We start from the raw sequence: 25,676 nt of genomic DNA, 5'->3' as shown, positions 1-25,676 counted from the left end.
GCCCGAAGGTTGTTCGTGCCGCGTCGCGCGCGGCGCCGTGCGCGGCAGACCGTGCCCCCGGCGCATCGCCCCGACATGCGCCGCGATCGGATCCGATCGCTGGGGCTATTTCAGCACGTCCGGGCTCGCCGCGAAAGTCCGCGCGCGTTCGGGTAATTCAGGTACTCAGTCCGCCGTTTGCGTGGTGACGGGCTGCCACGCGGCGTTCTTCACTTCATACAGCGTCGAGCTCGGGTTCTTCAGGTCGCCCGTGCTCGTGAACGCGATCGTGCCGGTGATGCCGTCGTAGCGCGTGCCCTTCAGCGCGCCGTTGAAATCGGCCGGCTTCGTCGAGTTCGCCTTCTGCATCGCGTTGATCGCGATCCACGTCGCGTCGTACGCGAACGGCGCATACGCGAGCATGTCGACGCCGTACTTCTGCTTGAATTTCGTTTCGAACTGCTTGCCCTTCGCGAGACGCGACAGCGGTTGTCCGTATTCCCACACCGACGCGCCTTCGGCCGCATTGCCCGCGAGCCTGATGAAGTTCGCGTTCATCACGCCGCCGCCGGCCAGGAACTGCGCGCGGATGCCGAGCTGGCGCATGCGCTTGACCAGCATCGCGGACTGCGCGTCGAGGCCGCCGAAGAACACCAGGTCGGCATTCGTGCTCTTGATCTTCGTGAGCTGCGCGCTGAAGTCGACGGCCTTGTCGTTCGTGAATTCGCGCGCGACGATCGTGCCGCCGTTCGACTTCGCGGCCTTCTCGAATTCGTCGGCTTCGCCCTGGCCGAACGCGGTGCGGTCGTCGATGATCGCGATGCGCTTCGCCTTGGTCACGCTCGCCGCATACGCACCGGCATTGCCGGCGTTCTGCGCGTCGGTCGCGATCACGCGGTACACGGTGCCGAGCCCGGCGCGCGTGATGTCGGGATTGGTCGCCGACGGCGTGATCATCGGAATGCCGGCCTTCGCGTAGATCTTCGACGCGGGCAGCGTCGTGCCCGAGTTGAAGTGGCCGATGACGACGGCCACCTGCGCGTCGGTCAGCTGCTGCGCGGCCTGCACGCCGATGCGAGGATCGCTCTGGTCGTCCTGCGACGCGACGACGAATTTCACCGGCTTGCCGCCGATCGTCGGGTGCGCGGCGTTCGCCTCGTCGACGGCCATTCGCACGCCGTTCTCGATGTCCTTGCCATACGCGGCGCCGCCGCCGGTCAGCGGCACGGCAACGCCGACCTTGACGACGGTTTCCTGCGCATGGGCCGCGCCCGTCTGGAACGCGAGAATCGCAGCCGTCAAAGCAATGCCGGAAAGCGAACGAATGCGGAACGTCATCGGCCAATCCTTCTTCTGTGGGTCGGGATGCGACGCGCGACCATCGCGCGCCGGCGACCTCCCGCGTGCCGGTGATTTTTTCTGTCGCCGGGGCATCGCTCATGGCGCATCGCCTGCCGGTCGATCACCGCGGTTCCGTCTCCGGAGAACCTGTCAGCGCGAAAGAGGTGAACCGATTGTGGGTAGCCAATACGCGTGCAGCAAACGAAATATCGGAACTATGTTGTGAGGAATTGTCATCAAGTGCCCGTGCCACCGATCCGCGGCCCGCGCGACGGCGGCCTGGAAGCGAACGCATCGAGCGGGATGCGCGCACGTACCGTTGCCCCAAGGCCGCGCCGGGTCATGCCGATGGAGAATCATCGCCGTGCCACACGGCGGCAACGCAGCGCACCTCGCGCGATTCGATCAATGGCGCCCGGTGCCGCTCAATGCCGGTCGGTGCCCGTCTGCTTGCGCTCCGCATCGGCTGCCTCGCCGGCCTGCTCCTGACGCTTGCCGGCCTGCTGCTCCGCCACGCCTTCCGCTTCCGTCTCGCGGTCGCCCGTCACCTTGCCGAGCGCTTCCTTGACCGACCCCTTCACCTGTTTGAGCTTGCCTTCGATGCGATTCCTGTCCATGGTCGTCTCCTGCGATGAGTTGGGGGAGAGAGACGACGGCACGGCAGCCCGCGCCGCACCGCCGAGTGGACAGGATCGCAGCCGCGCGCCGCGCGCGGCAGATGCGGATGCACCAGCCTGCATGGTGCATTCGCACCGATGGCCCGACGGCGGCGTCAGTTCTTGCCGTCCTTGTCGGCAGCTTTCTCGCCTCGCGCACCGTTCGCGTCGGACGTGCCGACAATCCCGCGCTCGCGCGCCCACACGATCGCCTCGCCGCGGCTATGCACGTCGAGCTTCGCGTAGATCGTCGCGACGTGATTGCGGACCGTGTTCGGCGCAAGCCCGAGACGGCCGGCGATCTCCTTGTCGGCGAGGCCGTGACACAGCAGGTCGAACACGTCGCGCTCGCGCGCGGTGAGGTCCGACAGCTGCGCGCCCGCGTCCGGCGCATTCGCGCGCCGCACGTTCGCCAGTTTTTCGATCAGCGTGCGGCTGAACCACGACGCATCCTGCATCGCGGTCTCGATCGCATAGACGAGTTCCATCTCGGTGCGCTTGCGATCGCTGATGTCGAGCAGCGCGATCAGCAGGCAATCCTGCCCGTGAATCGCGACCGGCTCGGCCGACACGACGCAATCGCGCACGTCGCCGTCGCGCGTCCGGATCTGCACATCTGCGTTGCGCACGTTGCCGTCGCGCGCGAGTTGCGTGTCGATGCACTGCCGTGCGCCGCGTTCGGCCCACAGGCCGATCTCGTCCGCGGACTTGCCGAGCAGGTCGTCGCGCGCATGGCCGGCCATCCCGACGAACGCATCGTTCACGTCGAGCAGCACGAAACCGTCGGCCGTGACGATCGCGGTCGCGACCGGCGCCATCCGGAACGCCTTCGCGAAGCGCTCCTCGCTCTGCCGCAGCGCGAGCTCGGCCTGCTTGCGCGGCTCGAGATCCATGAACGTGAACAGCATGCACGGCTCGCCGTTCATGTCGATCGGCTGCCCGGCGACCACCACCGCCTTCGTGCCGCCGTCCGCGCGCTTGAGCACGGCCTCCATCTGCGGGATCGTCGCGCCCTCGCCCAGCCGCTCGATCGCGAGTTCGCGCCGCTCGGCCTGTTCGAGCACGTCGAGTTCGTAGACGGAGCGGCCGAGCACGTCGTCGCGCGCATGGCCCGTCATCTCTAGGAAGCCTTGATTGACCTTCACGTAGCGCAGGTCGTCGAGCCGGCAGATCACGGCCGGCGCCGGGTTCGCGTTGAACGTGCGCTCGAAGCGATCCTCGGCGCTCGCCCATTCGGTCGCATCGTGCAGCACGAGCGCGAGACAGTCGGGCTCGCCGGCCGCGTTCGTCAGCACGAGGCTGCGGATCCGGTGAACCCAGCTCACGTTCTCGTCGGCCGCCGATTCGACTTCGACCGTCACGTCGCTGAACTCCTCGCCCGCGATCACGCGGTCCATCGGATAGTGGCCGTCGCGCACCGGACGGTTGTTCCGGTAGCGCAGCCGGAAGCGCTCGCGATACTCGGTGACGTCCGCGCCGAGCGCGTCGAGCTCGGTCACGCCGTGCATCGCGAGCGCGGCCTCGTTCGCCCATACGATGCGCTGGTCGGGTTCGATGAGGATCACGCCCTCGGTGAGCCCCGCGATGATCTGATGCAGCTGGCGCCGGTCGGTATGCGACTTGAGCACCTGTTCGTTGACTCGTTCGTCCATTGATCGGTGGTCCACGTGGTCGATATTGTTGCCGGGCGGGTCGCCGCCGCGCCGATAAGCCCCGACATGTGCGGCCGGCGCGCGCCGCGATGATCGCGTGCGGTCGACGCGGTCGAGAGGCACGGATGCACCCTGCGCAATAGTACATTCGCATGCCGCGCCGCCTGCGTGCGCCGTCCCGCCAAGCGGCGCGCGGCGCGCCTCCCGCGTCTGTCGTCCCGCATCGCGCGTGTCACGACGCATTTCCCGTTCCCGCTTCCCCGTTCCGTCCCCGTGCAAACGCACTAGCCGATCCGGTGAATTTGCGCGATGCCCGCATGCGTTCGCGCCGGTACGCTGGTACTGCATCGGCGCTCACGCGCTGCCCTTCCATACCGCAGAGGAGGACCAACTGATGAAGCTGCATCAGACACCCGATCCGACGCGGCCCGAGCCGGCTCCGGACAATCCGCCCGAACCGTCGCCCGGCACCGATCCGCCGGTGCCGCTGCCGCCCGACGTGCCGCGTCCGGACATGCCGCCGCGCGAGCCCGGCTACGACACGCCGATCGCGCGATGACGCGCGGCGCGCCTGCACCGACTCGCCCATCCATCACGTCAATCGAAGGAGCACATCCCATGAACAAGACCTCGAACCTGTCGGCGTTGCTCGCCGTCAGCGCGGCGTTCCTGCTTTGCGCCGCCCCGCTCACGAACGCACAGGCGTCGTCGTCCGACGAAGGCATGAAGACGGAATCGAACCAGCCCGTGACCGACACGTGGATCACGACCAAGGTGAAGAGCGAACTCGCGACCACCGAGGGCGTGAAGAGTACGCACATCAGCGTGAAGACGGTCGACGGCGTCGTCACGCTGACGGGCGTGCTGCCGTCGAGGATCGCGGTGAAGAAGGCCGTCGCCGCGACGCGCTCGATCAAGGGCGTGAAGCACGTCGACGCAGCCGGCCTGAAGGCGAAGGCCTGAGCTATCACGCGGCCGCGTGCCGCACTTTTTTCTCCCCTTATGACAGGAGCGCATCATGAACGAGGACAAGATCAAGGGTCAATGGAAGCAGCTGACCGGCAAGATGAAGGCGAAGTGGGGCAAGCTGACCGACGATGACCTGAAGGTCGCCGAAGGCAACCGCGACTACCTCTCCGGCAGGATCCAGGAGCGTTACGGGATTGCGCGCGACGAAGCCGAGAAGCAGTTGAAGGAATTCGATCGCGAGCTGTAACGCGCCGGTCGTCTCACCCCGCCGCGGCGCATCCCGCGTCGCGGCCATGAAGAGGACAACGACATGGGCAAGTATCTGATCGCCTGGCTGCTCGGCGTACCGATCGGCGTGCTGCTGCTGTTCTATCTGGTGACGCACCTGTTCTGACGATCGCGGCGCCCATTCAACGCAAACGGGCCGGTGGCTATGCTCAGCCACCGGCCCGTTTTTTTCGTGCGGCGTCGCGCTTACTTCGCCGCGTTCGCCGTCATCTTGAAGATGCCCTGCGCGTTGCCCGCATCGAAACGCAGGTCCGTCACCCAGCGGCGCGCCGCCTGGTCGAACGTGCGACGCCGCGTGATGAACTCGTAGAACGAGCCCGGCACGTTGCGCTTCACCGTGCCGCCGTCGCGCGTGCGGAACTCGCGCTCGACGATGTCCGCGCGATACGCGGTCTGGAACACACGGCCCGAACGCGAGCGCTCGACTTCCGGCTTCATCGGCCGCCCCTTCGCCTTCTCGTCGTCGGACAGCTTGAACACGTCGGCCACGCGATCGGTCGCATGGTTGAACGCGTTGCCTTCGGTCGCGATCCACGCCATCTCGGCCGATTCGAGCAGCAGCGTTTCGTAGTCGAGTTCGTTCGGCAGGTCGTGCTGGCGCGCGAACGCACCGACGATCTCGGGCAGCAGCGCATGCGCAGCGTCGAGCGACAGCCAGCCTTCGCGCTCGATCTCCCACAGGAGCGCGACGGCCGCCGGCGACAGCGGATCGCGCGACGAACTCACGACGTTCGTCACGGCCTGCTGGAATTCCTTCGAGAAGCGCTCCGGATGCAGTTCGCTGACGAAGAACTGCGCGATCTCGTCCGGCGCGTCTTCGTGCGCATACGCGCGGCCGGTCATGCCGAGCTTGTCGAGCGGATAGCGGCCGTTCAGGCGGAAGCCGAGCGGACGCAGGATGCGCGTGAACGCGGCTTCGCCCGGCGGCAGCGCGCCCGTGTGCGGCCAGCGCACCGTGCGCAGCGCGCCGTGGTCGAAGTAGACCGAGCCGCCGTTTTCGATGGCATCGGCCGTATATGCGCGGCCGTTCGCCGAACGTTCGAGCAGCCCTTCGAACAGCGCCATGTTCATCGCCTGCGCGATTTCCGCGCGCGTGACGACGTCGGTTTCCCATTCGTCGAGGATGGCCGGCATGTTCAGGGTCGCGAACAGGGCGTCGGTCTTCGCCTGTCCCAGCAGCTTCGTCAGCAAGCTCTCGATATTCGGATTGCGCATCAGGATTCTCGTGTTCGGGGGACCGCCGGCAAACGTGCCGGCAACTCGATTGGCCGGCCGCCCAGCGGGCGCCTGGCCTTGCGTGGGATGCATTATTCAAAGGGTTGCAGCGGGGCGTAAAGCGAGATTAAATTGATACGTGATGAGTTTTTGGAATTATTCGTGGTCCCGACACGCGTCCGACGGCCCGCCGCGGGCCGGTCCGTTCGTCAGACAAAACGAGCATCATGCGCAAATTCAAGATCCCCAACATGGGCGCGCTCGTGGCTTTCGAAGCCGCGGCGCGCCACGAGAGCTTCACGCACGCGGCCAAGGAGCTGTTCCTGACCGAAAGCGCGGTATCGCGGCAGATCGCGACGCTCGAGGCGAGCCTCGGCGTGCGACTGTTCGCGCGCGTGAAGCAGCGCGTCGTCCTGACGCGCGCCGGCAAGCTGTACGGCACGCAGGTGCGGCGCGCGCTGGAGGCGCTCGACCGCGACACGCTGTCGATCATCGCGCACGGCAGCGGCGGCGGCTACCTGGAACTCGCGGTGCTGCCGACCTTCGCGTCGCACTGGCTGATTCCGCGCATCAAGAGCTTCTACGACCGCACGCCGGACGTGCGCGTGAACATGGGCAGCCGCACCGACCTGTTCTCGTTCGAGGACACGCACTTCGAAGCCGCGATCCACTACGGCAAGCCGACCTGGCCCGGCACGTCGTCCGACTACCTGTTCGGCGAGGAAGTCGTGCCGATCTGCTCGCCGGCGCTGCTCGACGGGCCGGTCGAACGCGTGGAGGACCTGCTCGCGTATCCGCTGCTGCACTCGACCACGCGTCCCGGCGCGTGGGCGCAGTGGTTCGAGACGCACGGCGTCGAGGACATCCGCACGATGCAGGGCGTGCGCTATGAGCTGCACACGATGCTGATCAGCGCGGCCGCGGCCGGGCTCGGCGTCGCGCTGGTGCCGAAGTTCTTCGTCGAGGAACAGTTGCAGCAGCTCGGCCTCGTCGTGCCCTGCGACGCGGCAACGGTCGGCGATTCGGCGTACTACCTCGTGTATCCGACCGAGTTCAGCCACAGCAAGCCGCTGGAATCGTTTCGGGCGTGGCTGCTGGAACAGGCGAGCGCGTATGCGGCGCCGGGGCGGGACAGGGAGGACGATGACGTGGATGCGGAGGACGACGAAGACGTCGAGTGATCGCGTCGCGTCACCGGAGGTCCGGTGCGCGCCGAGCCGGGCAACCCCGACCCGGCGCTCCGGGCAGCCGACCTCGCTTCGGCAGCGCGGCGGACCTTCTCTCTTTTCTTCACTGCGTCTGTTTTCTCTCAGGTTCCGGGCAATTTTTTCTTCGCCGCGCCGGGTCATTATCCGCTCAATGCGGCCGAAGTGAAACGTTTGCGTATGCACCGAGCGGCTTATACCCGCCATTCGGACACAATCCTTCAAATTGTTTACGCGTGGTGCGATGGCATTCGGCAAATCTTGCAATCGGCTCGGCGTTCCTTTTTAATGGAACTGGTTCCATTCCGCGTTTCGGCCATGCCGACGCGTGACGTCCCGTCGTCCGCGCGTCATCATGCCGATTCAGGATCGAGGATCGTTCAGCTCAGGATTCCGCATCGCCCGTCCTTACCGGACACCCCCGTCAAACGAGACCGTCATGCCCGATTCCGCTTCCCTGCAGCAGCTGTTTCCCGCCTATCAGGACATCCCCGCCGAGTTCCGGCTCGCAGCACCGATCCACCAGCGCGTGTCGCTGGTCGACGGCGAGCTGCGTCCGTGGGACGGCACGACCAAGACCGTGCTGTCGCCCGTGTGCGTGCGCCAGCCGGACGGCAGCGTCGCGCAGATGGAGATCGGCAGCTATCCGGTGATGGGCGAGACGGAAAGCGACGCGGCGCTCGACGCCGCGGTGCGCGCGTACGACTCGGGCCGCGGCGAGTGGCCGACGATGAAGGTCGAGCAGCGCATCGCCTGCATGCAGGACTTCATCAAGCGGATGGTCGCGCAGCGCGAGCTGGTCGTGAACCTGATCATGTGGGAGATCGGCAAGAGCCTCGCCGATTCGCAGAAGGAGTTCGACCGCACCGTCACGTACATGACGCAGACGATCGACGCGCTGAAGGAGCTCGACAACGCGAACTCGCGCTTCGTGATCGCGGAAGGCACGATCGGCCAGATCCGCCGCACGCCGCTCGGCGTCGTGCTGTGCATGGGCCCGTACAACTATCCGCTGAACGAGACCTTCGCGACGCTGATCCCCGCGCTGCTGATGGGCAACACCGTGGTGTTCAAGCCGCCGCAGTACGGCACGCTGCTGTTCGAGCCGCTGCTCGAGGCGTTCCGCGACGCGTTCCCGAAAGGCGTGATCAACACGATCTACGCGCCGGGCGCGGTGGTCGTGCCGCACATGCTCGCGTCGGGCAAGATCAACGTGCTCGCGCTGATCGGTTCGAGCAAGGTCGCCGATCACCTGAAGAAGCAGCACCCGAAGTCGCACCGGCTGCGCGCGATCCTCGGCCTCGACGCGAAGAACGCGGCGATCGTGCTGCCCGACGCCGATCTCGACCTCACCGTGAAGGAGTGCCTGCTCGGCGCGCTGTCGTTCAACGGCCAGCGCTGTACCGCGCTGAAGATGCTGCTCGTGCACCGCTCGATCGTCGACGAATTCCTGAAACGCTTCACCGCCGCGCTCGAACAGCTGAAGATCGGCATGCCCTGGGAGAAAGGCGTGAGCATCACGCCGCTGCCGGGCATGCATCGCACCGCGTACATGACCGACGCGATCGACGACGCGAAGGCCAAGGGCGCGCAGGTCGTCAACCACTCGGGCGGCGAGTTCAGCAAGACGCTGTTCTACCCGGCCGTCGTTTATCCGGTGTCCGAAGGCATGAAGCTGTATCGCGAGGAGCAGTTCGGGCCGATCATTCCGGTCGCGCCGTTCGACGACGTGGAAACCGCGCTCGATTACGTGACGACCTCGGAGCACGGGCAGCAGGTCAGCATCTTCGGCTCCGATCCGGCGCAGATCGGCGCGCTCGTCGATCCGCTCGTGAACCAGGTGTGCCGCGTGAACATCAACTGCCAGTGCCAGCGCGGGCCGGACGTGTTCCCGTTCGCCGGGCGCAAGGATTCGGCAGAAGGCACGCTGTCGGTGAGCGACGCGCTGCGCGCGTTCTCGATCCGCTCGATGGTCGCGGCGAAGCAGACCGACGGCAGCAAGCAGCTGCTCGATTCGATCGTGTCGGATCACTACTCGAAGTTCATCAACACCGGCTTCATCTTCTGAAGCGCTGAAGCCGGGACGGCGCGTCCGGCGAGTCGCGAAAAAAACGTCTCGGATATGAAACATCCGGCGCATGCGGCGCGCGCCTTCAACGCGCGGCGGGTGGCGTCGCGGCTCGCCGCACGAGACCGTCCCGAGGCCGCGGGGACGCCGCCGACGCCCATGCTCCGCGACCTTGCAGCGCTTCGTCGATCGACACACTCGACCGTTTTCAACCCGGCGTTACGTTACATCGCTGAAGCATTTCGTCCGTCCGGCCCCTGTCGCGCGGCCGACCGCGATCGCGCGCGGCGGATGGGCGCCCTGCCCGCTTTTCCGTGCAAGCCAGTCCCGGCGGGACGCGATGACCGTTGCCGCGCCCCGCGTCAACAGTGCTCAACAATCGGATCGAGGGCTGGTACGGAACCTGCATTCGCATTGCAGTGACAGCCGCGCCGACGATCGGCGCGAACACGAACCCGGATCGGGACGTCCCCCGGATACGCCCGAACGATCCACGCAAGCTGCGAGGCACATCATGGATGCGCTGCCCAATTCGTCCGATACGTCGTTCCAGATCTTCCTCGCGAAACTGCTCGAACAGCCGCAGCCCGAATGGACGGAAAAGCAGCAGATGGAACTCGAGATGGCGCGCACGCTGTCGACCCGGATGGTCAGCTACGCGGAAGCCATGCGCGGCGGCAGCGCGGATCTCGCGCACTGCCTCGTACTGCTGCGCTACGCGAAGGTCCTCGACTTCATGCTGACGTCGCTCGCCGCGCACCGCGACATTCATCCGCAGACGCTGCGCACGCTGTTCCGGCTCGCGAACCTGAAGGTCGACGACGCGTATCCGGTGTGAGCGGGCCTCGGGCAGCCCGACGCGCCGCGTGCGCGGCTAGCGCGCCGCCCGCCCCGCCATCCACTTGCGGTACCGCCGCGTCTGACACTGCGCGGCGAGTTGCTGCGACACCAGCGCGCGCAGCGGCGACACGCCCGGATGCGTACGCCGCCCGACGCTCAACCGGGCGAGCTGGAACTTCACGACGGCCATGTTCGCCAGCGCGCCCAGCGCCTTGTTCTTCCATCGGATCGGCTGCAGCGCCGGCGCGCTGTCCTTGCCGGCCTGCCAGTCGCGCGGCAGGTTCGGCTCGATCGACAGCGCGGTCGCGATGCCGACCATCGCCACGCCGCTCGCGACCACCTGCTCGGCCACCGCGCGACGCCGGATCCCGCCCGTAACCATCAGCGGCATCGCCGCGACGGCCGTGATGTCCCGTGCGAATTCGAGGAAATACGCTTCGCGGGCCAGCGTGCGTCCGTCGCGCGCCTCGCCCTGCATCGCCGGCACTTCGTAGCTGCCGCCCGACAGTTCGACGAGATCGACGCCCAGCGGATTCAGCAGTTCGACGACGCGCTTCGCGTCGTCCGCACTGAAGCCGCCGCGCTGGAAATCGGCCGAATTCAGCTTGACCGACACGACGAACGCCGGCGATACCGTCGCACGCACCGCGCGCACGATGTCGAGCAGCAACCGCGCGCGGTGCTCGATGCTGCCGCCCCACGCGTCCTGCCGGCGGTTCGTCAGCGGCGACAGGAACTGGCTCAGCAGGTAACCGTGCGCCGCGTGGATCTGCACGCCGGTGAAGCCGCTTTGCTCGGCGAGCTGCGCGGCGCGCACGAAGCGCTGCTGCACGTCGGCGATGTCGGCTTCCGTCATCTCCTTCGGCACCGGAAACTGCTTCGACAGCGCGCCGAGCGCGAGCGGCACGGCCGACGGCGCGATCGTCGTCTGGCCGAGCGCCGCCTGCATCTGGCGCCCCGGATGGTTGATCTGCATCCACACGTGCGCGCCGCCGGAGCGCGCGACCTGCGCCCATCGCCGGAAGCGGTCGAGATGCGCGTCGCTGTCGAGCACGACGCCGTTCGGCCCCGTCATCGCGCGGCCGTCCACCATCACGTTGCCGGTCAGGATCAGGCCCGCCCGGCCGTCGGCCCACGCCTGGTACAGGCGCAGCAACGCGTCGGACGGCGCGTGATCCGCATCGGCCATGTTCTCTTCCATCGCGGCCTTCGCGAGCCGGTTCGGGATCACCGCGCCATTGGGCAGCGTGAGGGGCACAAACAGGTTCATGGTGGACTTCCTCGATTGACGATGCCCAACCATAACTTTAAAGTCAGCTTCAAGGTCAAGCCCCTCTGGAGCACGAGCATGAAAATCGGCGAGCTGGCGCGCACCAGCGGCATCGCGGCGTCGCGCATCCGGTTCTACGAAGCGAGCGGCCTGCTCGAACCGGCGCGCCGGCAGGCGAACGGCTATCGCGAATACGGGCCGGAAGCGCTGACGCGGCTCGCGATCATCGACCGCGCGCAGCGCGCGGGCTTTGCGCTCGACGAGATTCGCGCGGTGCTGCCGCCCGATCTCGGCGCATGGCCGCGCGACGAACTGCTGGAGGCGTTGCGGCACAAGGTCGACGAAATCGCGCTGCTCGAGCAGCGGCTCGCGCAGAACCGGCGCAACCTGCAGACGCTGATCGACGAGATCGCGAACAAGCCCGCCGGCGAGGATTGCGCGGGCGCCGCGCAACGCATGCTCGACAAGCTGTGCAAGGAGGAAGCCGAGTCGGTGCCGGCGCCTGCGCCGGTGGCGCACCCTCGGCCGATGCGCAAGCGCGCGTAGGCGCGGCGAGCGCACGCGTGCGCCGGGTCTTGCGGTGTGATTCACGCACGGCGGCCCGTGCGCACGGCTGCGCGGATTTGCTTACGTCGGAGGTAATCGACGCGCGCCGCGTGCGCATGGATCATGGCTTCACCGATCAACGACGAACGATCGACGATCGACGCATCGCATCGACACCCCGGAGCCTGCCATGACCGCCTACGCCATCGCCCACCTGCACGACGTTCACATGTGCGACGACATCGTCGAATACCTCGAACGCATCGACGGCACGCTCGCGCCGTTCGACGGCCGTTTCGTCATTCACGGCGCGCGGCCCGACGTGCGCGAAGGCGAGTGGCGCGGCGACTTGATCGCGATCGCGTTTCCCGATCTCGATACGGCGCGCGCGTGGTACGAATCGGACGCGTACCGGCAGATCCAGCCGCTGCGCACGCGGCACGCGAGCGGCCCGTTGATCCTGATCGACGGCGTGGACGAGCGGCACAAGGCGACGGACATCCTGCGCTGACCCGCGCAGCCCGCCTCGCTTACTTCGCGTTGCGCTCCATCGGCTCGCCGACGACGAACCCGCCGCCCTGGAAGCGTTGCGCGGGATCGTCGTACTCGGCGCTCGGCGCCGTCACCGGGAACAGCCCGGCGAACTGCTCGGAACTGTCCTGCGGCCGGAAGCCGAGGAAGCCGGCCTTCGTGTTGTCCCACCACTTCACCGGGTTGTCCGACACGCCGTAGACGATCGCGTGCCCGACGCGGTTCGTCAGCAGCGAGCAGCGCACGAGCTCGATGAAGTCGCGATAGCTGAGGAACGTCACGAGCATGCGCGGGTTCTTCGGCACTTCGAACGACGAGCCGATCCGCAGGCACACCGTCTCGATCCCGAAGCGGTCGAAGTAGTAGCGCGACAGCGACTCGCCGAAGCACTTCGTCACGCCATACAGGCTGTCCGGACGCTGCGGCGAATCGGCATCGAGCACTTCCGTGACCGGATGGAACCCGATCGCATGGTTCGAGCTCGCGAACACGACGCGCTTCACGCCGTGCTTGCGCGCGGCTTCGTACAGGTTGTACGTGCCGGTGATGTTCGCATCGACGAGATCGTCGAACGGCGCGTCGACCGAAATGCCGCCGAGGTGGACGATCGCGTCGACGCCGTCGACGAGCTCCATCACAGCCGGCCGGTCGGCCAGGTCGACGACCCGGGTTTCTTCGTGCGGGGCGGCGTCGCCCAGCGCGGCGATGTCGCTCACGCGCACGACGTCGGCCCAGTTCGCCAGCGCGCCGCGCACCTGACGGCCGAGATTGCCGGCCGCGCCGGTCAGCAGCAGGCGCCCGAACGGCTTGCGTGCGCCGGTGGATGTGGCGTTCATCGAATCTCCTTGAATCTGTTCTGAGGTGTCCTGGACGTCGCCCGAAACCGGCGGAGCCGGCAACCAATCGGAAAACGTTTTCCAACTATACGCGGGGCAAAAGCCGAACGTCAATGGTTGAACCTGTTCGCACCCATCCGCACTTTCCCGATATCGTCCGGCGGCCGGACGCCGGCTTTTTCTGCCACAATCCGGTGCAATCGAACGAAAACGTTACCCTTCCGATGAAAAAAGTTTCCCCGACGATCCGCGACGTGGCCGCGGAAGCCGGCGTGTCGGTCGCGACGGTCTCCAAGTACGTGAACGGCACGCAGCGCTTTTCGCCGACCGTCGAAGCGCGGCTCAAGGAAGCGATCGAACGGCTCGGCTACCGTTCGAACCCGCTCGCGCGCTCGATGATCACCGGGCGCACGCGCACCATCGGCCTCGTGATCCTCGACATCAGCAACCCGCACTTCACGAACGTCGTCAAGGGCGCGAACCGCGTCGCGCTCCAGCACGACTACACGCTGCTGCTCGTCGATACCGAGGAGAACCAGGCGCGCGAACGCTCGCTGATCGAGGCGCTCGCGCAGCGCGTCGACGGGCTGATCGTCAGCACGCGGATGCCCGACGACCAGGCCGGCTGGATGCTCGACCTGCACAAGCCGCTCGTGCTGCTGCGGCGCAGCCCCGGCCTGCCGATTCCGAGCGTCGGCATCGACAACCGGCTCGCCACCTACATGCTCGCGCGTCACCTGCTCAATCTCGGCCATACGCGCATCGCGTACCTCGGCTTCGGGCCCGCGCGCGTGAACGACGAACGGATCCAGGGCGCGCGCGACTGTCTCGCGGAAGCGGGGCTCACGCTCGACGTGCACGACGCGCACGCGCCGACCGCCGAAGCCGGCGAGCGCGCATGCTCGCGCGTGATGCTCGGGCCGCAGCGTCCGCAGGCCGTGATCTGCTACAACGACCTGATCGCGCTCGGCTTCATGAAGGAAGCGGCGTCGCTCGGGTTCCGGCTGCCGCAGGACGTGTCGGTTGCCGGCGTCGACAACGTGCCGTACGGCGCATACGCGGCGCCCGCGCTGACCACCATCGACATCCAGAGCGAAAACATGGGCGAGCTCGCGATGCAGAAGCTGATCGACGCGCTCGCCGGGCGTACCGAGGCGAGCTATTCGACGTTCGAGCCGCGGCTGATCATGCGCGCGTCGACGGCCGCGGTGGGTTGAAGCGCGCATCGCGTTCGATATCCGCTGTATCGCTGCTTCGGCGTATCGTTGATTCGTCGCTTCGTCGCTTCGTCGCTTCGTCGCTTCGCAAACAAAAACGCGCCGCCTCCGGGCGGCGCGTTCGTTTGCCGTCACGCGATCACGCGTCGAGCTTCGCGGGCTTCATCTTCGGCGTCAGCATGTGCATGATCGCCAGCGCGAGCAGGTAGGCCAGCGCGCCGATCGCGAACAGCACCCAGTAGTGGCCCGTGCGTTGCAGCACCTGGCCGATCACTTCCGAGAACAGCACGCCGCCGATCGAGCCGGCCATCCCGCCGATGCCGACCACCGACGCGACCGCGCGGCGCGGGAACAGGTCGGACGCCGTCGTGAACAGGTTCGCCGACCAGCCCTGGTGCGCGGCGGCCGCGAGACCGACGATCAGCACCGCGATCCACAGGCTCTGCACCTGCGACACGAACGCGATCGGCAGCACGCAGCACGCGCAGAACAGCATCGCCGTCTTGCGCGCGCCGTTCACGCTCCAGCCCGCGCGCAGCAGCGCCGACGACAGCCAGCCGCCGCCGATGCTGCCGACCGTCGTCAGCGCATAGATGCACACGAGCGGCAGGCCGATATGCTGCATGTCCATCCCGCGCGACTCGTTGAGCCACTTCGGCAGCCAGAACAGATAGAACCACCACACCGGGTCGGTCAGGAACTTGCCGATCAGGAACGCCCACGTCTCGCGCTTGCGGATCAGTTCGCCCCAGCGCGGCGCGCCGGCATCCGCGTTCGCCGCGTCGAGCGCTTCGGCTTCATCGCGCGGCTCGTCGTATTCCGCGGCGAGCGCGCGCGTGTCGGCCGTGCGATACATCAGCAGCCACACCGCGAGCCATACGATGCCGATCGCGCCGATGATCACGAACGCCGCGCGCCACCCGTAGGCCACCGCGATCGCCGGGATGATCGCCGGCGCGAACACCGCGCCGATGTTCGCGCCCGAGTTGAAGATGCCGGTGGCGAGCGCGCGTTCGCGGCGCGGAAACCATTCGGCCGTCGTCTTGATCGCGGCCGGGAAGTTGCCGCCCTCGCCGATCCCGAGCAGCGCGCGCACTGCCGCGAAGCCCGTCACGGAGCCGACCGCCGCGTGCAGCATCGCCGCGATGCTCCACACCAGCATCGCGACCGCATACGAGATGCGCGTGCCGAGCCAGTCGACGATGCGCCCGAAGCCGAGCAGGCCGATCGCATAGAACGCGGAAAACGCCATCACGATGCGGCCGTACTGCACCTGGGTCCAGCCGATGTCGTGCTGCAGCATCGGCGCGAGCAGGCCGAGGATCTGTCGATCCATGTAGTTGATGACGGTCGCGAAGAACAGCAGCGCACAAACGGTCCAGCGGTAGCGGCTGGCCGCGGTGCGCACGGCACCGACGACGGCGGATTGCATGAATGTCTCCGATACGCGGTCGCGCCCGTCGCGCCGCTGGATTGTGCTGTCCGTGACCGGCGACGGGCGCCGGGGCGGGCGGCGGCCACGCCCCTTGCGTGGCGCGGCCGCTCGTCCGTCGAGTTCTGGAAAACGTTTTTCAAAGGATAGGGCGTGGCCCGGTGCCGTGTCAGTCGGGGATTTCGATGAGTCATCTCAAAATTGGCCGCGCAAAAAGAGATGACTGTTTCGCAGAGTGGCATTAACCGTTTTTCCGGGATTCTCCCGCGTGCGAAACGGGGCCACGACGCGGGTTGGCGCGTCGATACACATGTCCGATTCCAGCCAGAATCGGCGGCGCGGATGGTTTACAGTCGCCGCATGCGCCTCGATCCCGACACCTGCTACGACGCCCTGCTTGCGCGGAACCGCCGCTTCGACGGCTGGTTCTTCGTCGGCGTGTCGACGACCGGCGTGTATTGCCGCCCCGTTTGCCCGGTGAAACCGCCGAAGGCGCGGAACTGCAGTTATTACCCGACCGCCGCGGCCGCCGAGAAAGCCGGCTTTCGCCCGTGCATGCGCTGCCGGCCCGAGCTCGCGCCCGGCCACGGGCTGCTCGACCTGTCCGGCAATCTCGCCGACGCGGCCGCCGCGCTGATCGAGGACGGTTTCCTGAACGAGCACTCCGTCGACGCGCTCGCGCGGCGGGTCGGCGTGACCGAGCGCCATCTGCGCCGGATCTTCGCCGCGCAGTTCGGCGTGTCGCCGGTCGAGTTCGCGCAGACGCACCGGCTCTTGATGGCCAAGCGTCTCCTGACCGATACCGCGCTGCCGGTGGCGGTCGTTGCCTCGACCGCCGGATTCGGCAGCGTGCGACGCTTCAACGATTTGTTCCGCCAACGCTACGGCCTCAATCCGCTGCGCTTGCGCAAAGGCGCCGGCCCATCCGCCGATGGCGACATGACCTTTCCGCTGCCGTACCGGCCGCCGTTCGCGTGGCCCGAGCTGATGCAATTTCTCGCGCAGCGGCGGATCGGCGGCGTCGAGCGGATCGACGCGCACGGCTATGCGCGCGTCGTCGCGCTGCCGAACGGCAACGGCGACGCGCATCTGACGGGCTGGCTGTCCGTCACGCACGTGCCGCAGCGGTTTGCGCTCGCGGTGACCGTATCGCCCGCGCTGACGCCCGTCGTGCCGGCCGCGCTCGCGCGCGTGCGGCGGCTGTTCGATCTCGACAGCCGCCCCGACGTGATCGACGCGCATCTCGGCGCACTCGCGAGCGGCTCGCCCGGCTTGCGCGTGCCCGGCGCGTTCGACGGACTCGAGATCGCGATCCGTGCGATCGCGGGCGAACGACTGGCGGCGACGCAGGCTGGTGAGGTGCTGGCGCGTGTGGCCGAACGCTTCGGCACGCAGGTGCACCACGCGCCGCCGGGGCTCACGCATGCATTGCCTTCGGCAGTAACGCTGGCGAGTGTGCCGCCGGCGGCGCTCGAAGCAACCGGCGTGACGCGTGATGCGGCGCAGGCGATCGTGGCGCTGGCACGTGCGGTCGCCGACGGCACGCTCGCGCTCGAACCGATGGCGCCGCTCGATGCGACGCTCCGCGCGTTGCGCGCGCTGCCCGGCTTCGACGAATGCGCGGTGCAGTACGTCGCGATGCGTGCGATGGCCTGGCCGAACGCGTTTCCCGCCGACGACGCGTGGCTTGCTCCGCGCGCCGCCGCCGAGCGTTTGCACATCGCATCATCCGCGCCGCACGCGGCGCACTGGGCGCCGTGGCGCGCGTATGCCGCACTGCATGTGTGGCGCCTTCATGGAGAAGCTTCGCGATGACGCACGCTCATCTGATTCCGAGCCCGCTGGGCGACATCGCCATCCGTATCGAGGACGATGCGCTTACAGGCCTTTTTTTCGTCGGCCAGAAATACTATCCGTCGCTGGCGATCGCGCCGGACGCGGACGTACGCGGCGCGGCGCCGCTCGCGCGCAAGGTCGCCGAGGAAGTCGCCGAATATTTCACCGGCACGCGCGAAACCTTCTCGGTGCCGATTCATCTGCGCGGCACCGCGTTTCAGCGCAGCGTGTGGAAGGAACTGCTCGCGATTCCGTTCGGCGAACTCGTGTCGTACGGCGACATCACCGAACGCGTCGGGCTGCCGATGAGCGCGGCGCGTGCCGTCGGCGGCGCGGTTGGCCGCAACCCTGTGTCGATCATGGTGCCGTGCCATCGCGTGATCGGCGCGTCGGGCAGCCTGACCGGTTATGCAGGCGGCATCGAACGCAAACGCGCGTTGTTGTCGCTCGAAGGCGCCGGGTTCGCGCGCGGGGAACGTCATCCGATGCAGCAGTCGCTGGCGTTCTGAATCAAGATCCGCGGCGCGCGTTGCCGCGTCATGCGCTCAACGCCGGCCGGCGCGCTTCACGCTTCGCATACGCGCCCGGCGTCACCTTGAACTTCGCCTGAAACAGCGCGATGAACGACGACGTCGAGTCGTAGCCCAGCTGCGCGGCCACCGCGCCGATCGGCTCGCCCGCATCGAGCAGCGGCAGCGCCGCGAGCAGCCGCACGGCCTGCCGCCACTCGGTGAACGACAGCCCCGTGTCCTGCCGGAACAGACGCGACAGCGTGCGCCGTGTCGCACCGACCTGACGGCCCCATTCGTCCAGACTGCGCGTGTCGCCCGGATGCGCATGCAAGGCACGCGCGATTTTGAGCAGACGCGAATCGTGCGGCAGCGGCACCGTCAGCGGCGCGGGCCGCATCTGCGCGATCCGGTCGGCGATCAGGCACACGAGCGCACCGTCCGGCCCCGACTCGTCGTAGTTCACCGGCAACTCGCCGGTCGCGATCACCAGCTCGCGCAACAGCGGCGTCATGCAGAGGATCATGCAATCGTCGGCGGCATCGTCGCGCGCGATCGCATCGTCGAGATACAGGCTGTGGAACGCGACGCAATCGCGCGTCGACACCGCGTGCGGCACGTGCGGCGGAATCCACATCGCATAGTGCGGCGGCAGCAGATGCCGGCCCGACGGCGTCGATACCTCCAGCACGCCGCTCGTCGCATACATCAGCTGGGCCCACGGGTGACTATGCGCGTCGACGCTCGCGTTGCCGGGAATCCCGAACGCGCGCACGAACAGCGGCCTCGGCAGGCGCGCCATCGGCGGCACCGCGTACGGATCACCCGATTGTCCCGCCAGCGACATAAGACGTCCTCCGAAGGTCATTGCATGCACGATCGCGATGCTACCGTAACGACTCTTCTTTCTCACGGCTTCCGTTCATGAGCGCGCATACCCGCACCACCCGCAAGACCGTCACCGCGATCCGCGCGACGAAAGGCATCGGCAGCCTCGTCTCGCTCACCGCCTATTCCGCACCGATGGCGAAGCTCGTCGACGAAGTGGCCGACGTGATCATCGTCGGCGACTCCGTCGGCATGGTGCTGTACGGCATGCCCGATACGCTGCGCGTCACGCTCGACATGATGAGCGCGCACGGCGCGGCAGTCGTGCGTGGCACCGCGCAGGCGTGCGTCGTCGTCGATCTGCCGTTTTCGACGTATCAGGAATCGCCCGCGCAAGCGTATCGCTCCGCCGCGCGGCTGCTCGCCGAAACCGGCGCGCAAGGCGTCAAGCTCGAAGGCGGCAGCGAGACGGCCGACACGATCCGCTTCCTGACGGAGCGCGGCATTCCGGTGATGGCGCACGTCGGCCTCATGCCGCAACAGGCCAATGCGACCGGCGGCTTCCGCGCGCAGGGGATGGACCCGCGCTCGGCCGCGCAGGTGTTCGACGCCGCGTGCGCGGCCGAGCGGGCCGGCGCGTTCAGCGTCGTCGTCGAGGGCACAGCGGAAGCGCTCGCGCGCCATCTGACCGAAACACTGTCGATCCCGACCATCGGCATCGGCGCATCGCCCGCGTGCGACGGGCAGGTGCTCGTGACCGAGGACATGATCGGCGCATTCGACGCGTACACGCCGCGCTTCGTGAAGCGCTACGCCGATGCGAACGCGGTGATGCGCGACGCGATCCGCCAGTACGCGCACGACGTGCGGCAGCGCGTGTTTCCCGAGCCGGCGCACTGCTTCGGGTACGGCAAGCCGCTGCAACTCGCGGCGGCCGCCGCGGCGTGACGGCTGCGCTTACGCACGATTACGCACGATTACGCATCGCATGCGCGACCCGCGCGTTCGCCTCGAACTTCGCACGATGCGTCGAGAAGAACGTCCGAACGTTGCGCACGTTCGACGCGCCGGTGAACAGCCGCCGCGCGAACGCGTCGTATTCGGCGACGTCGGCCAGGTCGGCCACCACCACGAAATCCGGCCCCGGCGACACGCGGTAGCACTGCGTGACCGCCGGCTCCGCGCACACGTAGGTTTCGAACGCGTCGTAGTCTTCGGCCGTCTGCCGGTCGAGGCTGATCTCGATCAGCGCCGTGACCGCCGTGCCGATCGCGACCGGATCGAGCACCGCGACCTGGCGGCGGATCACGCCCGCTTCCGTCAGCCGCCGCACGCGACGCATGCAGGTCGGCGGCGACGACAGCGCGCGCTCGGCGAGTTGCAGGTTCGACACCGATGCGTCGTCCTGCAGGATCGCGAGAATGCGCAGGTCGAGATCGTCGAGCGTGATGCCGGCCATGGACGGCTCCTTCCGGTCAGGGTGTGAAATTTAATTCCAACATGATAGACGATCGCCTGTCTGTTTCATCTACCGATGTATTTTGAAATTTAATTCCATTCGTGCACCTCTACCATCGCTGTCACGGGTCCAGACAGGACATTTACGGAGCGCGCTATGTGTGGAATTGTCGGGGCGGTTGCCCAGCGGGACATCCTGCCGAACCTCGTCGACGGGCTGAAGCGGCTCGAATACCGCGGCTACGACTCGTGCGGCGTCGTGGTCTATCGCGATCGCGCGCTGGCCCGCGCGCGCAGCGTCGACCGCGTCGCCAACCTGCAGCGCGAGATCGCCGGGCATGCGCTGTCGGGCTACACCGGCATTGCGCATACGCGCTGGGCGACGCATGGCGCGCCCGTCACGCTCAATGCGCATCCGCACTTCTCGCCGAGCGACGACAACGCGCGCATCGCGCTGTCGCACAACGGGATCATCGAGAACTGCGACCAGCTGCGCGCGGAACTGCAGGCGCATGGTTATGTGTTCGCGAGCCAGACCGACAGCGAGGCAATCGCGCACCTGATCGATCACCTGTACGACGGCGACCTGTTCGACGCGGTGCGCCGCGCGGTCGCGCGACTACGCGGCAGCTACGCGATCGCGGTGATGTGCCGCGACGAGCCGCACCGGATCGTCGGCGCGCGCGACGGGATGCCGCTCGTCGTCGGTGTCGGGGATGGCGAGAATTTCCTGGCGTCGGATGCGATCGCGTTGTCGGGTATCACCGATCGAATCGCTTACCTCGAGAACGGTGACGTTGCCGATATCCAGCTGCATCGCTACTGGATCGTCGATGCGGCCGGCCAGCGCGTCGAGCGTGCGGTGCAGCGGGTGGCCGCGCATAGCGGCGCGGCCGACCTCGGATCGTATCGCTATTACATGCAGAAGGAGATCTTCGAGCAGCCGCAGGCGGTGGCCGATACGCTGCTCGATGTCGGCTCGATCATGCCGGAGCTGTTCGGCGACGGCGCGTGGCGCGTGTTCAACGACGTCGATTCGGTGTTGCTGCTCGCGTGCGGCGGCAGCTATCACGCAGCGCTGACCGCGAAGTACTGGATCGAGAGCATCGCGAAGCTGCCGGCGAGTGTCGAGATCGCGAGCGAGTTCCGGTATCGCGACAGCGTGCCGAATCCGCGCACGCTGGTCGTCGCGGTGTCGCAGAGCGGCGAGACGGCTGACGTGCTCGGGGCCGTGCACGTCGCGAAGCAGCGCGGGATGCTGCACACGCTCGCGATCTGCAACGTCGCGACGAGCGCGCTGATGCGCGAATGCGCGCTGCAGTTCGTCACGCGTGCGGGGATCGAGATCGGGGTGGCGTCGACGAAGGCTTTTACGACGCAGCTCGTGGCGTTGTTCTTGCTGACGTTGTCACTGGCGCAGGTGCGCGGGCGGTTGAGCGACGACGAGGAGAAGGCGCATCTGCACGCGCTGCGGCATCTGCCCGATGCGATGTCGAAGGTGCTCGCGCTGGAGCCGCAGATCATGGGCTGGTCGGAGTTGCTCGCGCGACGCGACAACATGCTGTTTCTCGGACGCGGGATGCATTATCCGATCGCGCTCGAAGGCGCGCTGAAGATGAAGGAGATTTCGTATATCCACGCGGAGGCTTATCCCGCCGGGGAGTTGAAGCATGGGCCGCTGGCGTTGGTCAGTAACGAAATGCCCGTGATTGCGGTGGCGCCGAATGACGTGCTGCTCGAAAAGCTCAGGTCGAACATGCATGAAGTCAGCGCGCGGAACGGCAGGCTTTTCGTGTTCGCGGATGTGGACTGCGGGTTGGTGCCGAGCGAGGGGATCGAGGTGATTCGACTCAATGAGTACTACGGGCCGCTGTCGCCGATCCTGCATACGGTGCCGATGCAGTTGCTCGCTTATCACGCGGCGTTGGCACGGGGGACGGATATTGATAAGCCGAGGAATCTGGCCAAGTCGGTGACGGTGGAGTGAGGGGATATCGCGGAGGATCGGGCTTTGCCGAGTTCCATTAGTTTTCGGTTACGGGCCTTGTTGTGGTTTGGGTTACGGGACGCTTACCTGCCGGCTGCGCCTTACCAGACGAGCGCAAACCAGCATCAAAGCCAAAAGGGGCGCTGGAGCTTTTTTTCAGAGCCCCTTTTTTCGGGTGGCCATCTGCTCCTCGAAATCGGGGCGTTTTGGAGTCGACATTTTCTCGGTGTGGACAGGTTCAAGAGGACCGATGTCGAGCTTCGGAACTCATATCACAACGGGCGCACTCGAAAGATCATCGAGCCACGGGCCGTGAAACGGAAAGTGTTTTTTCAGCAGCTCCGTAACTTGTTCGATACCTCGCAGAACACCTGACCGATAGTCGCCCTGCTGGAAATGAGCCTCCATGGCTTCGCAAATCGCCTCCCATTCGCGTTGGTCCACTCTGACGTGTATGCCTCGGTCCACGACAATTTCGACGTCCCGGTCCGCAAGGAGCAGATAGATGAGAATGCCGTTGTTGTGCTCCGTGTCCCAAACCCGGAGGTCCGAGAAAACCTCGATGGCACGGTCCCTCGCAGAGGTGCCCTTCAGCAACGCGCCGATATGCAGCGCCCCTTCCACGGCAAACCTGACCTGACCCACGTGCACGCGATGACTGGCACGTACAGCCTCTTCGATCGAGATCAGCGTCCGCCGTGAAAATGCCTTGTCGACCCGCCAGCGGGTCGCGAAAAGATGTCGGAAGAGACGTTTCAGGTCCATACTCACCACCGTCCCGATGCGCCACCGCCGCCGAAGCCCCCACCGCCGCCGCGAAAGATGTCGCGATTCGAATCACGGCCGAAACGCCCGCCGCGACCATCGATGAAGCGCCCGTCAGCGGCTCTCATACCGCCCCCCAGCAACGTGAAGAGCAGCGCCATCATTCCCGCCGCGATGGCGACAAAAAGCGCCTGCGATAAGACCCACGCGATTGCCCCGACGACACCGCCGGTCACGACGGCGCCGGGCAGTCGCCCGAACATGGCGCGCAGCAGGCCACCGGCCATGACCGTCAGGAGGAAGAGAACGGGAAGCAACCGTCCGGCGCCGTCGCTTGCCCGAGGTAATCGCCGCGGTGGCGGCAACGCCTCGCCGCTGGCGACGCGTATCATGCCGTCGACGCCGGCGGTGATGCCACCGTAGAAGTCCCCGTTTCGGAACCGCGGAACGATCGCCTCGTTGATGATGCGATTGCTCGCTGCATCGGTGAGCACGCCTTCGAGGCCGTACCCGACCTCGATTCGAAGCGCTCGGTCGTTTTTCGCGACAATCAGGAGCGCGCCGTCGTCCACATTCTTGCGGCCGAGCTTCCATTGCTCGACGACTCGCATCGAATACTGTTCGATGGTTTCGGGCTCCGTGGTCGGAACGATGAGAACTGAAAACTGCGTTCCTCGTTTCGCCTCAAACTCTCTCAACGTCTTCTCGAGGCTGGCCGACTGGTCGCTGGTCAGGGTTCCAGTTTCATCGGTGACTCTCGACGTCAACGGCGGGACGGGGACGTCCGCGAGCGCACCGGCTCCGCCCAGGAGAAACGAGGTTAGAACGACGGCCAGCGCCAGTCGGAGCACGTTCAATTGGATGTCCCGCCTGCAGAGGCCGGCGTCGAGCCGAAGTCGACCCGCGGCGGTCTGGAAATTTCAGCTTCGTTGCTTACGGAGAAGTTGGGGCGCTCCAGATAGCCGAAGGCCTTCGCAGTCAAATTGTTCGGGAACGAACGTATCGTCGTGTTGTACGTCTGAACGGAGCGAATGTATCGGTTTCGGGCTACCGCGATACGATTTTCCGTACCCTCGAGCTGCGCCTGCAGGTCCCGGAAATTCGCGTCCGACTTCAATTGCGGATAGTTTTCCGAAACCACGAGCAGCCGTGATAGAGACGACGTGAGCTGTCCTTGCGCCGCTTCGAATTTTGCGAGCGCCTGCGGATCAGCAATGAGTTCCGGTGTGGCGCGAATCTCACCCACTTTCGCCCGCGCCTCCGTCACACGGACCAGCACTTCCTTTTCCTGGTCCGCGTACCCCTTCACTGTGTTGACGAGGTTGGGAACCAGGTCGGCACGCCGTTGATACTGATTGAGAACTTCCGACCAGCTGGCCCTCACCTGCTCGTCCTGGCTCTGGATGGCGTTATAGCCGCACCCTGAGAGAGACAGCAAGCTCAGCGCCAATGCGCCTGTCAGAAGTGCGCGGGCCAGACGGCGCCGTGCGGACATTGCCATAGAACTTTTCGACATGGACGCGCCTCTGCCTTGTATTCCCGGCATTCCGCCGCTCACCGGTGCACTGCCTATCGTAAGTAGCTCGGCGGTCGCAGGGTTGATGCACGTCAATGCTGCATTGTCGAGCGCGCCCGGCGCGATGCACCGTCTCGGGCGCGTGTCGGCTCCACGGCCGCGCCACATATGAAGAATTCGGCGCGTGATTCGTTGAGCCACGTCAAGCCATCGAAGGAGCGTCAGCATAGAGTGGTTTCAGGGTTCGACCGGCTCTGAAGAACCATGCTCCTGGAGAACAAGATGGCATTCCCGCACAAACTCGCAATCGCAATTGCGACGCTCGGCATGGTCCGTGCCGTTGCAATCGCCGGCACGCCGGCAGCCGCCGACAATGCAGCTCACGATGCCCATCATCCGAATAAGGCAGCCGCAAAAGCGCCGAACAAGTCAAACCGCGAGGCGGACGACCAGATGCAGGCCATGCGCGCCATGCATGAAAAGATGATGAACGCGAAGACGCCTCAAGAACGCGCCGCCCTGATGGACGAGCAAATGAAAGTCATGCAAAACGGCATGAGCATGATGGAGATGATGGGTGCTCGCTCGTCCGGTATGCCGATGTCGTCGCGGCACGAGAGTATGGAAATGCGGATGGATATGATGCAAATGATGATGCAGGCAATGATGGACCGTCAGGCTGCGCAAGAGCATCCGGCCGAGAAGTGAGACGATGCGAAACGGGAGACAACC

General features: G+C 66.4%; 26 protein-coding genes. 14 read left to right on the top strand and 12 right to left on the bottom strand.

Annotation, left to right across the window (positions count from 1 at the left end):
- Positions 1–165: 165 nt before the first annotated feature.
- From DIE16_RS30120 to DIE16_RS30105, 3 genes are all read right to left on the bottom strand, one after another.
- Positions 166–1,317, bottom strand: coding sequence for a branched-chain amino acid ABC transporter substrate-binding protein (locus DIE16_RS30120; protein WP_124893991.1), 1,152 nt, complete (start codon positions 1,315–1,317; stop codon positions 166–168).
- Positions 1,318–1,745: 428 nt separating this feature from the next.
- Positions 1,746–1,937 carry a CsbD family protein gene (locus tag DIE16_RS30110; protein WP_044849023.1) on the bottom strand — a complete coding sequence of 64 codons (192 nt, stop codon included), beginning with the start codon at positions 1,935–1,937 and terminating at the stop codon, positions 1,746–1,748.
- Between the two features lie 155 nt (positions 1,938–2,092).
- On the bottom strand, positions 2,093–3,628 hold the full coding sequence (locus DIE16_RS30105) for a helix-turn-helix transcriptional regulator (RefSeq protein WP_124524189.1): 1,536 nt from the start codon (positions 3,626–3,628) through the stop codon (positions 2,093–2,095).
- 394 nt (positions 3,629–4,022) lie between these two features.
- Between DIE16_RS30105 and DIE16_RS36800 the strand changes: the two genes are divergently transcribed.
- The 3 genes from DIE16_RS36800 to DIE16_RS30095 are packed head-to-tail and all read left to right on the top strand — an operon-like array spanning position 4,023 to position 4,844.
- Entirely contained in the window at positions 4,023–4,187 is a 165-nt protein-coding gene (locus DIE16_RS36800; protein WP_167357956.1) for a hypothetical protein, read from the top strand.
- A gap of 59 nt (positions 4,188–4,246) precedes the next feature.
- Positions 4,247–4,591 carry a BON domain-containing protein gene (locus tag DIE16_RS30100; RefSeq protein ID WP_044849024.1) on the top strand — a complete coding sequence of 115 codons (345 nt, stop codon included), beginning with the start codon at positions 4,247–4,249 and terminating at the stop codon, positions 4,589–4,591.
- A 55-nt stretch (positions 4,592–4,646) separates the two neighbouring features.
- On the top strand, positions 4,647–4,844 hold the full coding sequence (locus DIE16_RS30095) for a CsbD family protein (RefSeq protein ID WP_044849025.1): 198 nt from the start codon (positions 4,647–4,649) through the stop codon (positions 4,842–4,844).
- Positions 4,845–5,071: 227 nt separating this feature from the next.
- On the opposite strand, the gene DIE16_RS30090 is transcribed toward DIE16_RS30095, so the two are convergent.
- Positions 5,072–6,100 carry a DUF1338 domain-containing protein gene (locus DIE16_RS30090; protein ID WP_124489273.1) on the bottom strand — a complete coding sequence of 343 codons (1,029 nt, stop codon included), beginning with the start codon at positions 6,098–6,100 and terminating at the stop codon, positions 5,072–5,074.
- A 227-nt stretch (positions 6,101–6,327) separates the two neighbouring features.
- On the opposite strand from DIE16_RS30090, the gene DIE16_RS30085 reads away from it, so the two are divergent.
- The 3 genes from DIE16_RS30085 (at position 6,328) to DIE16_RS30075 (ending at position 10,211) form a co-directional block, all read left to right on the top strand.
- On the top strand, positions 6,328–7,281 hold the full coding sequence (locus DIE16_RS30085) for a LysR family transcriptional regulator (protein ID WP_124893990.1): 954 nt from the start codon (positions 6,328–6,330) through the stop codon (positions 7,279–7,281).
- Between the two features lie 463 nt (positions 7,282–7,744).
- Positions 7,745–9,373 (top strand): NADP-dependent glyceraldehyde-3-phosphate dehydrogenase, encoded by a 1,629-nt coding sequence (locus DIE16_RS30080; RefSeq protein WP_124571427.1) that lies wholly within the window; start codon positions 7,745–7,747, stop codon positions 9,371–9,373.
- A 514-nt stretch (positions 9,374–9,887) separates the two neighbouring features.
- Positions 9,888–10,211 carry a DNA-binding protein gene (locus DIE16_RS30075; protein WP_124489271.1) on the top strand — a complete coding sequence of 108 codons (324 nt, stop codon included), beginning with the start codon at positions 9,888–9,890 and terminating at the stop codon, positions 10,209–10,211.
- Positions 10,212–10,247: 36 nt separating this feature from the next.
- Here DIE16_RS30075 and DIE16_RS30070 read toward each other — a convergent pair whose 3' ends face one another.
- Complete coding sequence (locus tag DIE16_RS30070; protein ID WP_124893989.1) at positions 10,248–11,483, bottom strand: NADH:flavin oxidoreductase/NADH oxidase family protein; 1,236 nt, start codon at positions 11,481–11,483, stop codon at positions 10,248–10,250.
- A 78-nt stretch (positions 11,484–11,561) separates the two neighbouring features.
- Here DIE16_RS30070 and DIE16_RS30065 point away from each other — a divergent pair, with 78 nt between their 5' ends.
- Positions 11,562–12,029: a MerR family transcriptional regulator gene (locus DIE16_RS30065; RefSeq protein ID WP_124489269.1), complete on the top strand. Its 468-nt coding sequence runs from the start codon at positions 11,562–11,564 to the stop codon at positions 12,027–12,029.
- A gap of 190 nt (positions 12,030–12,219) precedes the next feature.
- Positions 12,220–12,540: a DUF1330 domain-containing protein gene (locus tag DIE16_RS30060; protein WP_124893988.1), complete on the top strand. Its 321-nt coding sequence runs from the start codon at positions 12,220–12,222 to the stop codon at positions 12,538–12,540.
- 19 nt (positions 12,541–12,559) lie between these two features.
- Here the strand turns inward: DIE16_RS30060 and DIE16_RS30055 are convergent, their stop codons facing one another.
- On the bottom strand, positions 12,560–13,396 hold the full coding sequence (locus DIE16_RS30055) for an NAD(P)-dependent oxidoreductase (RefSeq protein ID WP_044848354.1): 837 nt from the start codon (positions 13,394–13,396) through the stop codon (positions 12,560–12,562).
- Positions 13,397–13,509: 113 nt separating this feature from the next.
- Between DIE16_RS30055 and DIE16_RS30050 the strand changes: the two genes are divergently transcribed.
- A complete protein-coding gene (locus DIE16_RS30050) occupies positions 13,510–14,613 on the top strand; it encodes a LacI family DNA-binding transcriptional regulator (RefSeq protein ID WP_124489267.1) in 1,104 nt (367 codons plus the stop codon).
- A gap of 139 nt (positions 14,614–14,752) precedes the next feature.
- On the opposite strand, the gene DIE16_RS30045 is transcribed toward DIE16_RS30050, so the two are convergent.
- Positions 14,753–16,045 (bottom strand): MFS transporter, encoded by a 1,293-nt coding sequence (locus tag DIE16_RS30045; RefSeq protein WP_124571431.1) that lies wholly within the window; start codon positions 16,043–16,045, stop codon positions 14,753–14,755.
- Between the two features lie 342 nt (positions 16,046–16,387).
- Between DIE16_RS30045 and DIE16_RS30040 the strand changes: the two genes are divergently transcribed.
- Positions 16,388–17,860 (top strand): DNA-3-methyladenine glycosylase 2 family protein, encoded by a 1,473-nt coding sequence (locus DIE16_RS30040; protein WP_124893987.1) that lies wholly within the window; start codon positions 16,388–16,390, stop codon positions 17,858–17,860.
- Positions 17,857–18,390, top strand: a complete 534-nt coding sequence (locus DIE16_RS30035; RefSeq protein WP_124893986.1) for a methylated-DNA--[protein]-cysteine S-methyltransferase — start codon at positions 17,857–17,859, stop codon at positions 18,388–18,390. The genes DIE16_RS30040 and DIE16_RS30035 overlap by 4 nt, the downstream gene beginning before the upstream one ends.
- Positions 18,391–18,418: 28 nt before the next feature.
- Here DIE16_RS30035 and DIE16_RS30030 read toward each other — a convergent pair whose 3' ends face one another.
- A complete protein-coding gene (locus DIE16_RS30030) occupies positions 18,419–19,237 on the bottom strand; it encodes a helix-turn-helix domain-containing protein (RefSeq protein ID WP_124893985.1) in 819 nt (272 codons plus the stop codon).
- A 77-nt stretch (positions 19,238–19,314) separates the two neighbouring features.
- Between DIE16_RS30030 and panB the strand changes: the two genes are divergently transcribed.
- Entirely contained in the window at positions 19,315–20,166 is an 852-nt protein-coding gene (gene panB, locus DIE16_RS30025; protein ID WP_124893984.1) for a 3-methyl-2-oxobutanoate hydroxymethyltransferase, read from the top strand.
- A gap of 19 nt (positions 20,167–20,185) precedes the next feature.
- On the opposite strand, the gene DIE16_RS30020 is transcribed toward panB, so the two are convergent.
- Positions 20,186–20,677, bottom strand: a complete 492-nt coding sequence (locus tag DIE16_RS30020) for an Lrp/AsnC family transcriptional regulator (protein ID WP_124893983.1) — start codon at positions 20,675–20,677, stop codon at positions 20,186–20,188.
- A gap of 156 nt (positions 20,678–20,833) precedes the next feature.
- Here DIE16_RS30020 and glmS point away from each other — a divergent pair, with 156 nt between their 5' ends.
- On the top strand, positions 20,834–22,663 hold the full coding sequence (gene glmS / locus DIE16_RS30015; protein ID WP_124893982.1) for a glutamine--fructose-6-phosphate transaminase (isomerizing): 1,830 nt from the start codon (positions 20,834–20,836) through the stop codon (positions 22,661–22,663).
- 267 nt (positions 22,664–22,930) lie between these two features.
- Here the strand turns inward: glmS and DIE16_RS30010 are convergent, their stop codons facing one another.
- From DIE16_RS30010 to DIE16_RS30000, 3 genes are read right to left on the bottom strand one after another with little or no spacing between them, the layout of a single operon-like run.
- Positions 22,931–23,428, bottom strand: coding sequence for a TPM domain-containing protein (locus tag DIE16_RS30010; protein WP_124893981.1), 498 nt, complete (start codon positions 23,426–23,428; stop codon positions 22,931–22,933).
- Positions 23,429–23,430: 2 nt separating this feature from the next.
- A complete protein-coding gene (locus DIE16_RS30005; protein ID WP_124893980.1) occupies positions 23,431–24,285 on the bottom strand; it encodes a YgcG family protein in 855 nt (284 codons plus the stop codon).
- Complete coding sequence (locus tag DIE16_RS30000; protein WP_409364470.1) at positions 24,282–24,929, bottom strand: LemA family protein; 648 nt, start codon at positions 24,927–24,929, stop codon at positions 24,282–24,284. Before DIE16_RS30000 ends, DIE16_RS30005 begins: the two co-directional genes overlap by 4 nt.
- Before the next feature lie 297 nt (positions 24,930–25,226).
- Here DIE16_RS30000 and DIE16_RS29995 point away from each other — a divergent pair, with 297 nt between their 5' ends.
- Positions 25,227–25,652, top strand: coding sequence for a hypothetical protein (locus DIE16_RS29995; protein ID WP_124893978.1), 426 nt, complete (start codon positions 25,227–25,229; stop codon positions 25,650–25,652).
- Positions 25,653–25,676: the final 24 nt, after the last annotated feature.

The organism is Burkholderia sp. Bp9090 (genome assembly GCF_003857985.1).
GTDB lineage: Bacteria > Pseudomonadota > Gammaproteobacteria > Burkholderiales > Burkholderiaceae > Burkholderia.
The sequence above is the reverse complement of the archived record's forward strand: the minus strand, read 5'-3'. Positions and strand labels throughout refer to the sequence as shown.

What these genes read in the sequence shown, in the direction of transcription:
- DIE16_RS30045 (WP_124571431.1), bottom strand. Translation starts at nt 16,045, where the DNA reads ATGCAATCCGCCGTCGTCGGTGCCGTGCGCACCGCGGCCAGCCGCTAC.
- DIE16_RS30065 (WP_124489269.1), top strand. Translation starts at nt 11,562, where the DNA reads ATGAAAATCGGCGAGCTGGCGCGCACCAGCGGCATCGCGGCGTCGCGC.
- DIE16_RS30120 (WP_124893991.1), bottom strand. Translation starts at nt 1,317, where the DNA reads ATGACGTTCCGCATTCGTTCGCTTTCCGGCATTGCTTTGACGGCTGCG.
- panB (WP_124893984.1), top strand. Translation starts at nt 19,315, where the DNA reads ATGAGCGCGCATACCCGCACCACCCGCAAGACCGTCACCGCGATCCGC.
- DIE16_RS30105 (WP_124524189.1), bottom strand. Translation starts at nt 3,628, where the DNA reads ATGGACGAACGAGTCAACGAACAGGTGCTCAAGTCGCATACCGACCGG.
- DIE16_RS30055 (WP_044848354.1), bottom strand. Translation starts at nt 13,396, where the DNA reads ATGAACGCCACATCCACCGGCGCACGCAAGCCGTTCGGGCGCCTGCTG.
- DIE16_RS30090 (WP_124489273.1), bottom strand. Translation starts at nt 6,100, where the DNA reads ATGCGCAATCCGAATATCGAGAGCTTGCTGACGAAGCTGCTGGGACAG.
- DIE16_RS30000 (WP_409364470.1), bottom strand. Translation starts at nt 24,929, where the DNA reads ATGGCAATGTCCGCACGGCGCCGTCTGGCCCGCGCACTTCTGACAGGC.
- DIE16_RS30040 (WP_124893987.1), top strand. Translation starts at nt 16,388, where the DNA reads ATGGTTTACAGTCGCCGCATGCGCCTCGATCCCGACACCTGCTACGAC.
- DIE16_RS30010 (WP_124893981.1), bottom strand. Translation starts at nt 23,428, where the DNA reads ATGGACCTGAAACGTCTCTTCCGACATCTTTTCGCGACCCGCTGGCGG.
- DIE16_RS36800 (WP_167357956.1), top strand. Translation starts at nt 4,023, where the DNA reads ATGAAGCTGCATCAGACACCCGATCCGACGCGGCCCGAGCCGGCTCCG.
- DIE16_RS30070 (WP_124893989.1), bottom strand. Translation starts at nt 11,483, where the DNA reads ATGAACCTGTTTGTGCCCCTCACGCTGCCCAATGGCGCGGTGATCCCG.
- DIE16_RS30085 (WP_124893990.1), top strand. Translation starts at nt 6,328, where the DNA reads ATGCGCAAATTCAAGATCCCCAACATGGGCGCGCTCGTGGCTTTCGAA.
- DIE16_RS30060 (WP_124893988.1), top strand. Translation starts at nt 12,220, where the DNA reads ATGACCGCCTACGCCATCGCCCACCTGCACGACGTTCACATGTGCGAC.
- DIE16_RS30050 (WP_124489267.1), top strand. Translation starts at nt 13,510, where the DNA reads ATGGTTGAACCTGTTCGCACCCATCCGCACTTTCCCGATATCGTCCGG.
- DIE16_RS30075 (WP_124489271.1), top strand. Translation starts at nt 9,888, where the DNA reads ATGGATGCGCTGCCCAATTCGTCCGATACGTCGTTCCAGATCTTCCTC.
- DIE16_RS30110 (WP_044849023.1), bottom strand. Translation starts at nt 1,937, where the DNA reads ATGGACAGGAATCGCATCGAAGGCAAGCTCAAACAGGTGAAGGGGTCG.
- DIE16_RS30100 (WP_044849024.1), top strand. Translation starts at nt 4,247, where the DNA reads ATGAACAAGACCTCGAACCTGTCGGCGTTGCTCGCCGTCAGCGCGGCG.
- DIE16_RS29995 (WP_124893978.1), top strand. Translation starts at nt 25,227, where the DNA reads ATGGCATTCCCGCACAAACTCGCAATCGCAATTGCGACGCTCGGCATG.
- DIE16_RS30020 (WP_124893983.1), bottom strand. Translation starts at nt 20,677, where the DNA reads ATGGCCGGCATCACGCTCGACGATCTCGACCTGCGCATTCTCGCGATC.
- DIE16_RS30030 (WP_124893985.1), bottom strand. Translation starts at nt 19,237, where the DNA reads ATGTCGCTGGCGGGACAATCGGGTGATCCGTACGCGGTGCCGCCGATG.
- DIE16_RS30035 (WP_124893986.1), top strand. Translation starts at nt 17,857, where the DNA reads ATGACGCACGCTCATCTGATTCCGAGCCCGCTGGGCGACATCGCCATC.
- glmS (WP_124893982.1), top strand. Translation starts at nt 20,834, where the DNA reads ATGTGTGGAATTGTCGGGGCGGTTGCCCAGCGGGACATCCTGCCGAAC.
- DIE16_RS30095 (WP_044849025.1), top strand. Translation starts at nt 4,647, where the DNA reads ATGAACGAGGACAAGATCAAGGGTCAATGGAAGCAGCTGACCGGCAAG.
- DIE16_RS30080 (WP_124571427.1), top strand. Translation starts at nt 7,745, where the DNA reads ATGCCCGATTCCGCTTCCCTGCAGCAGCTGTTTCCCGCCTATCAGGAC.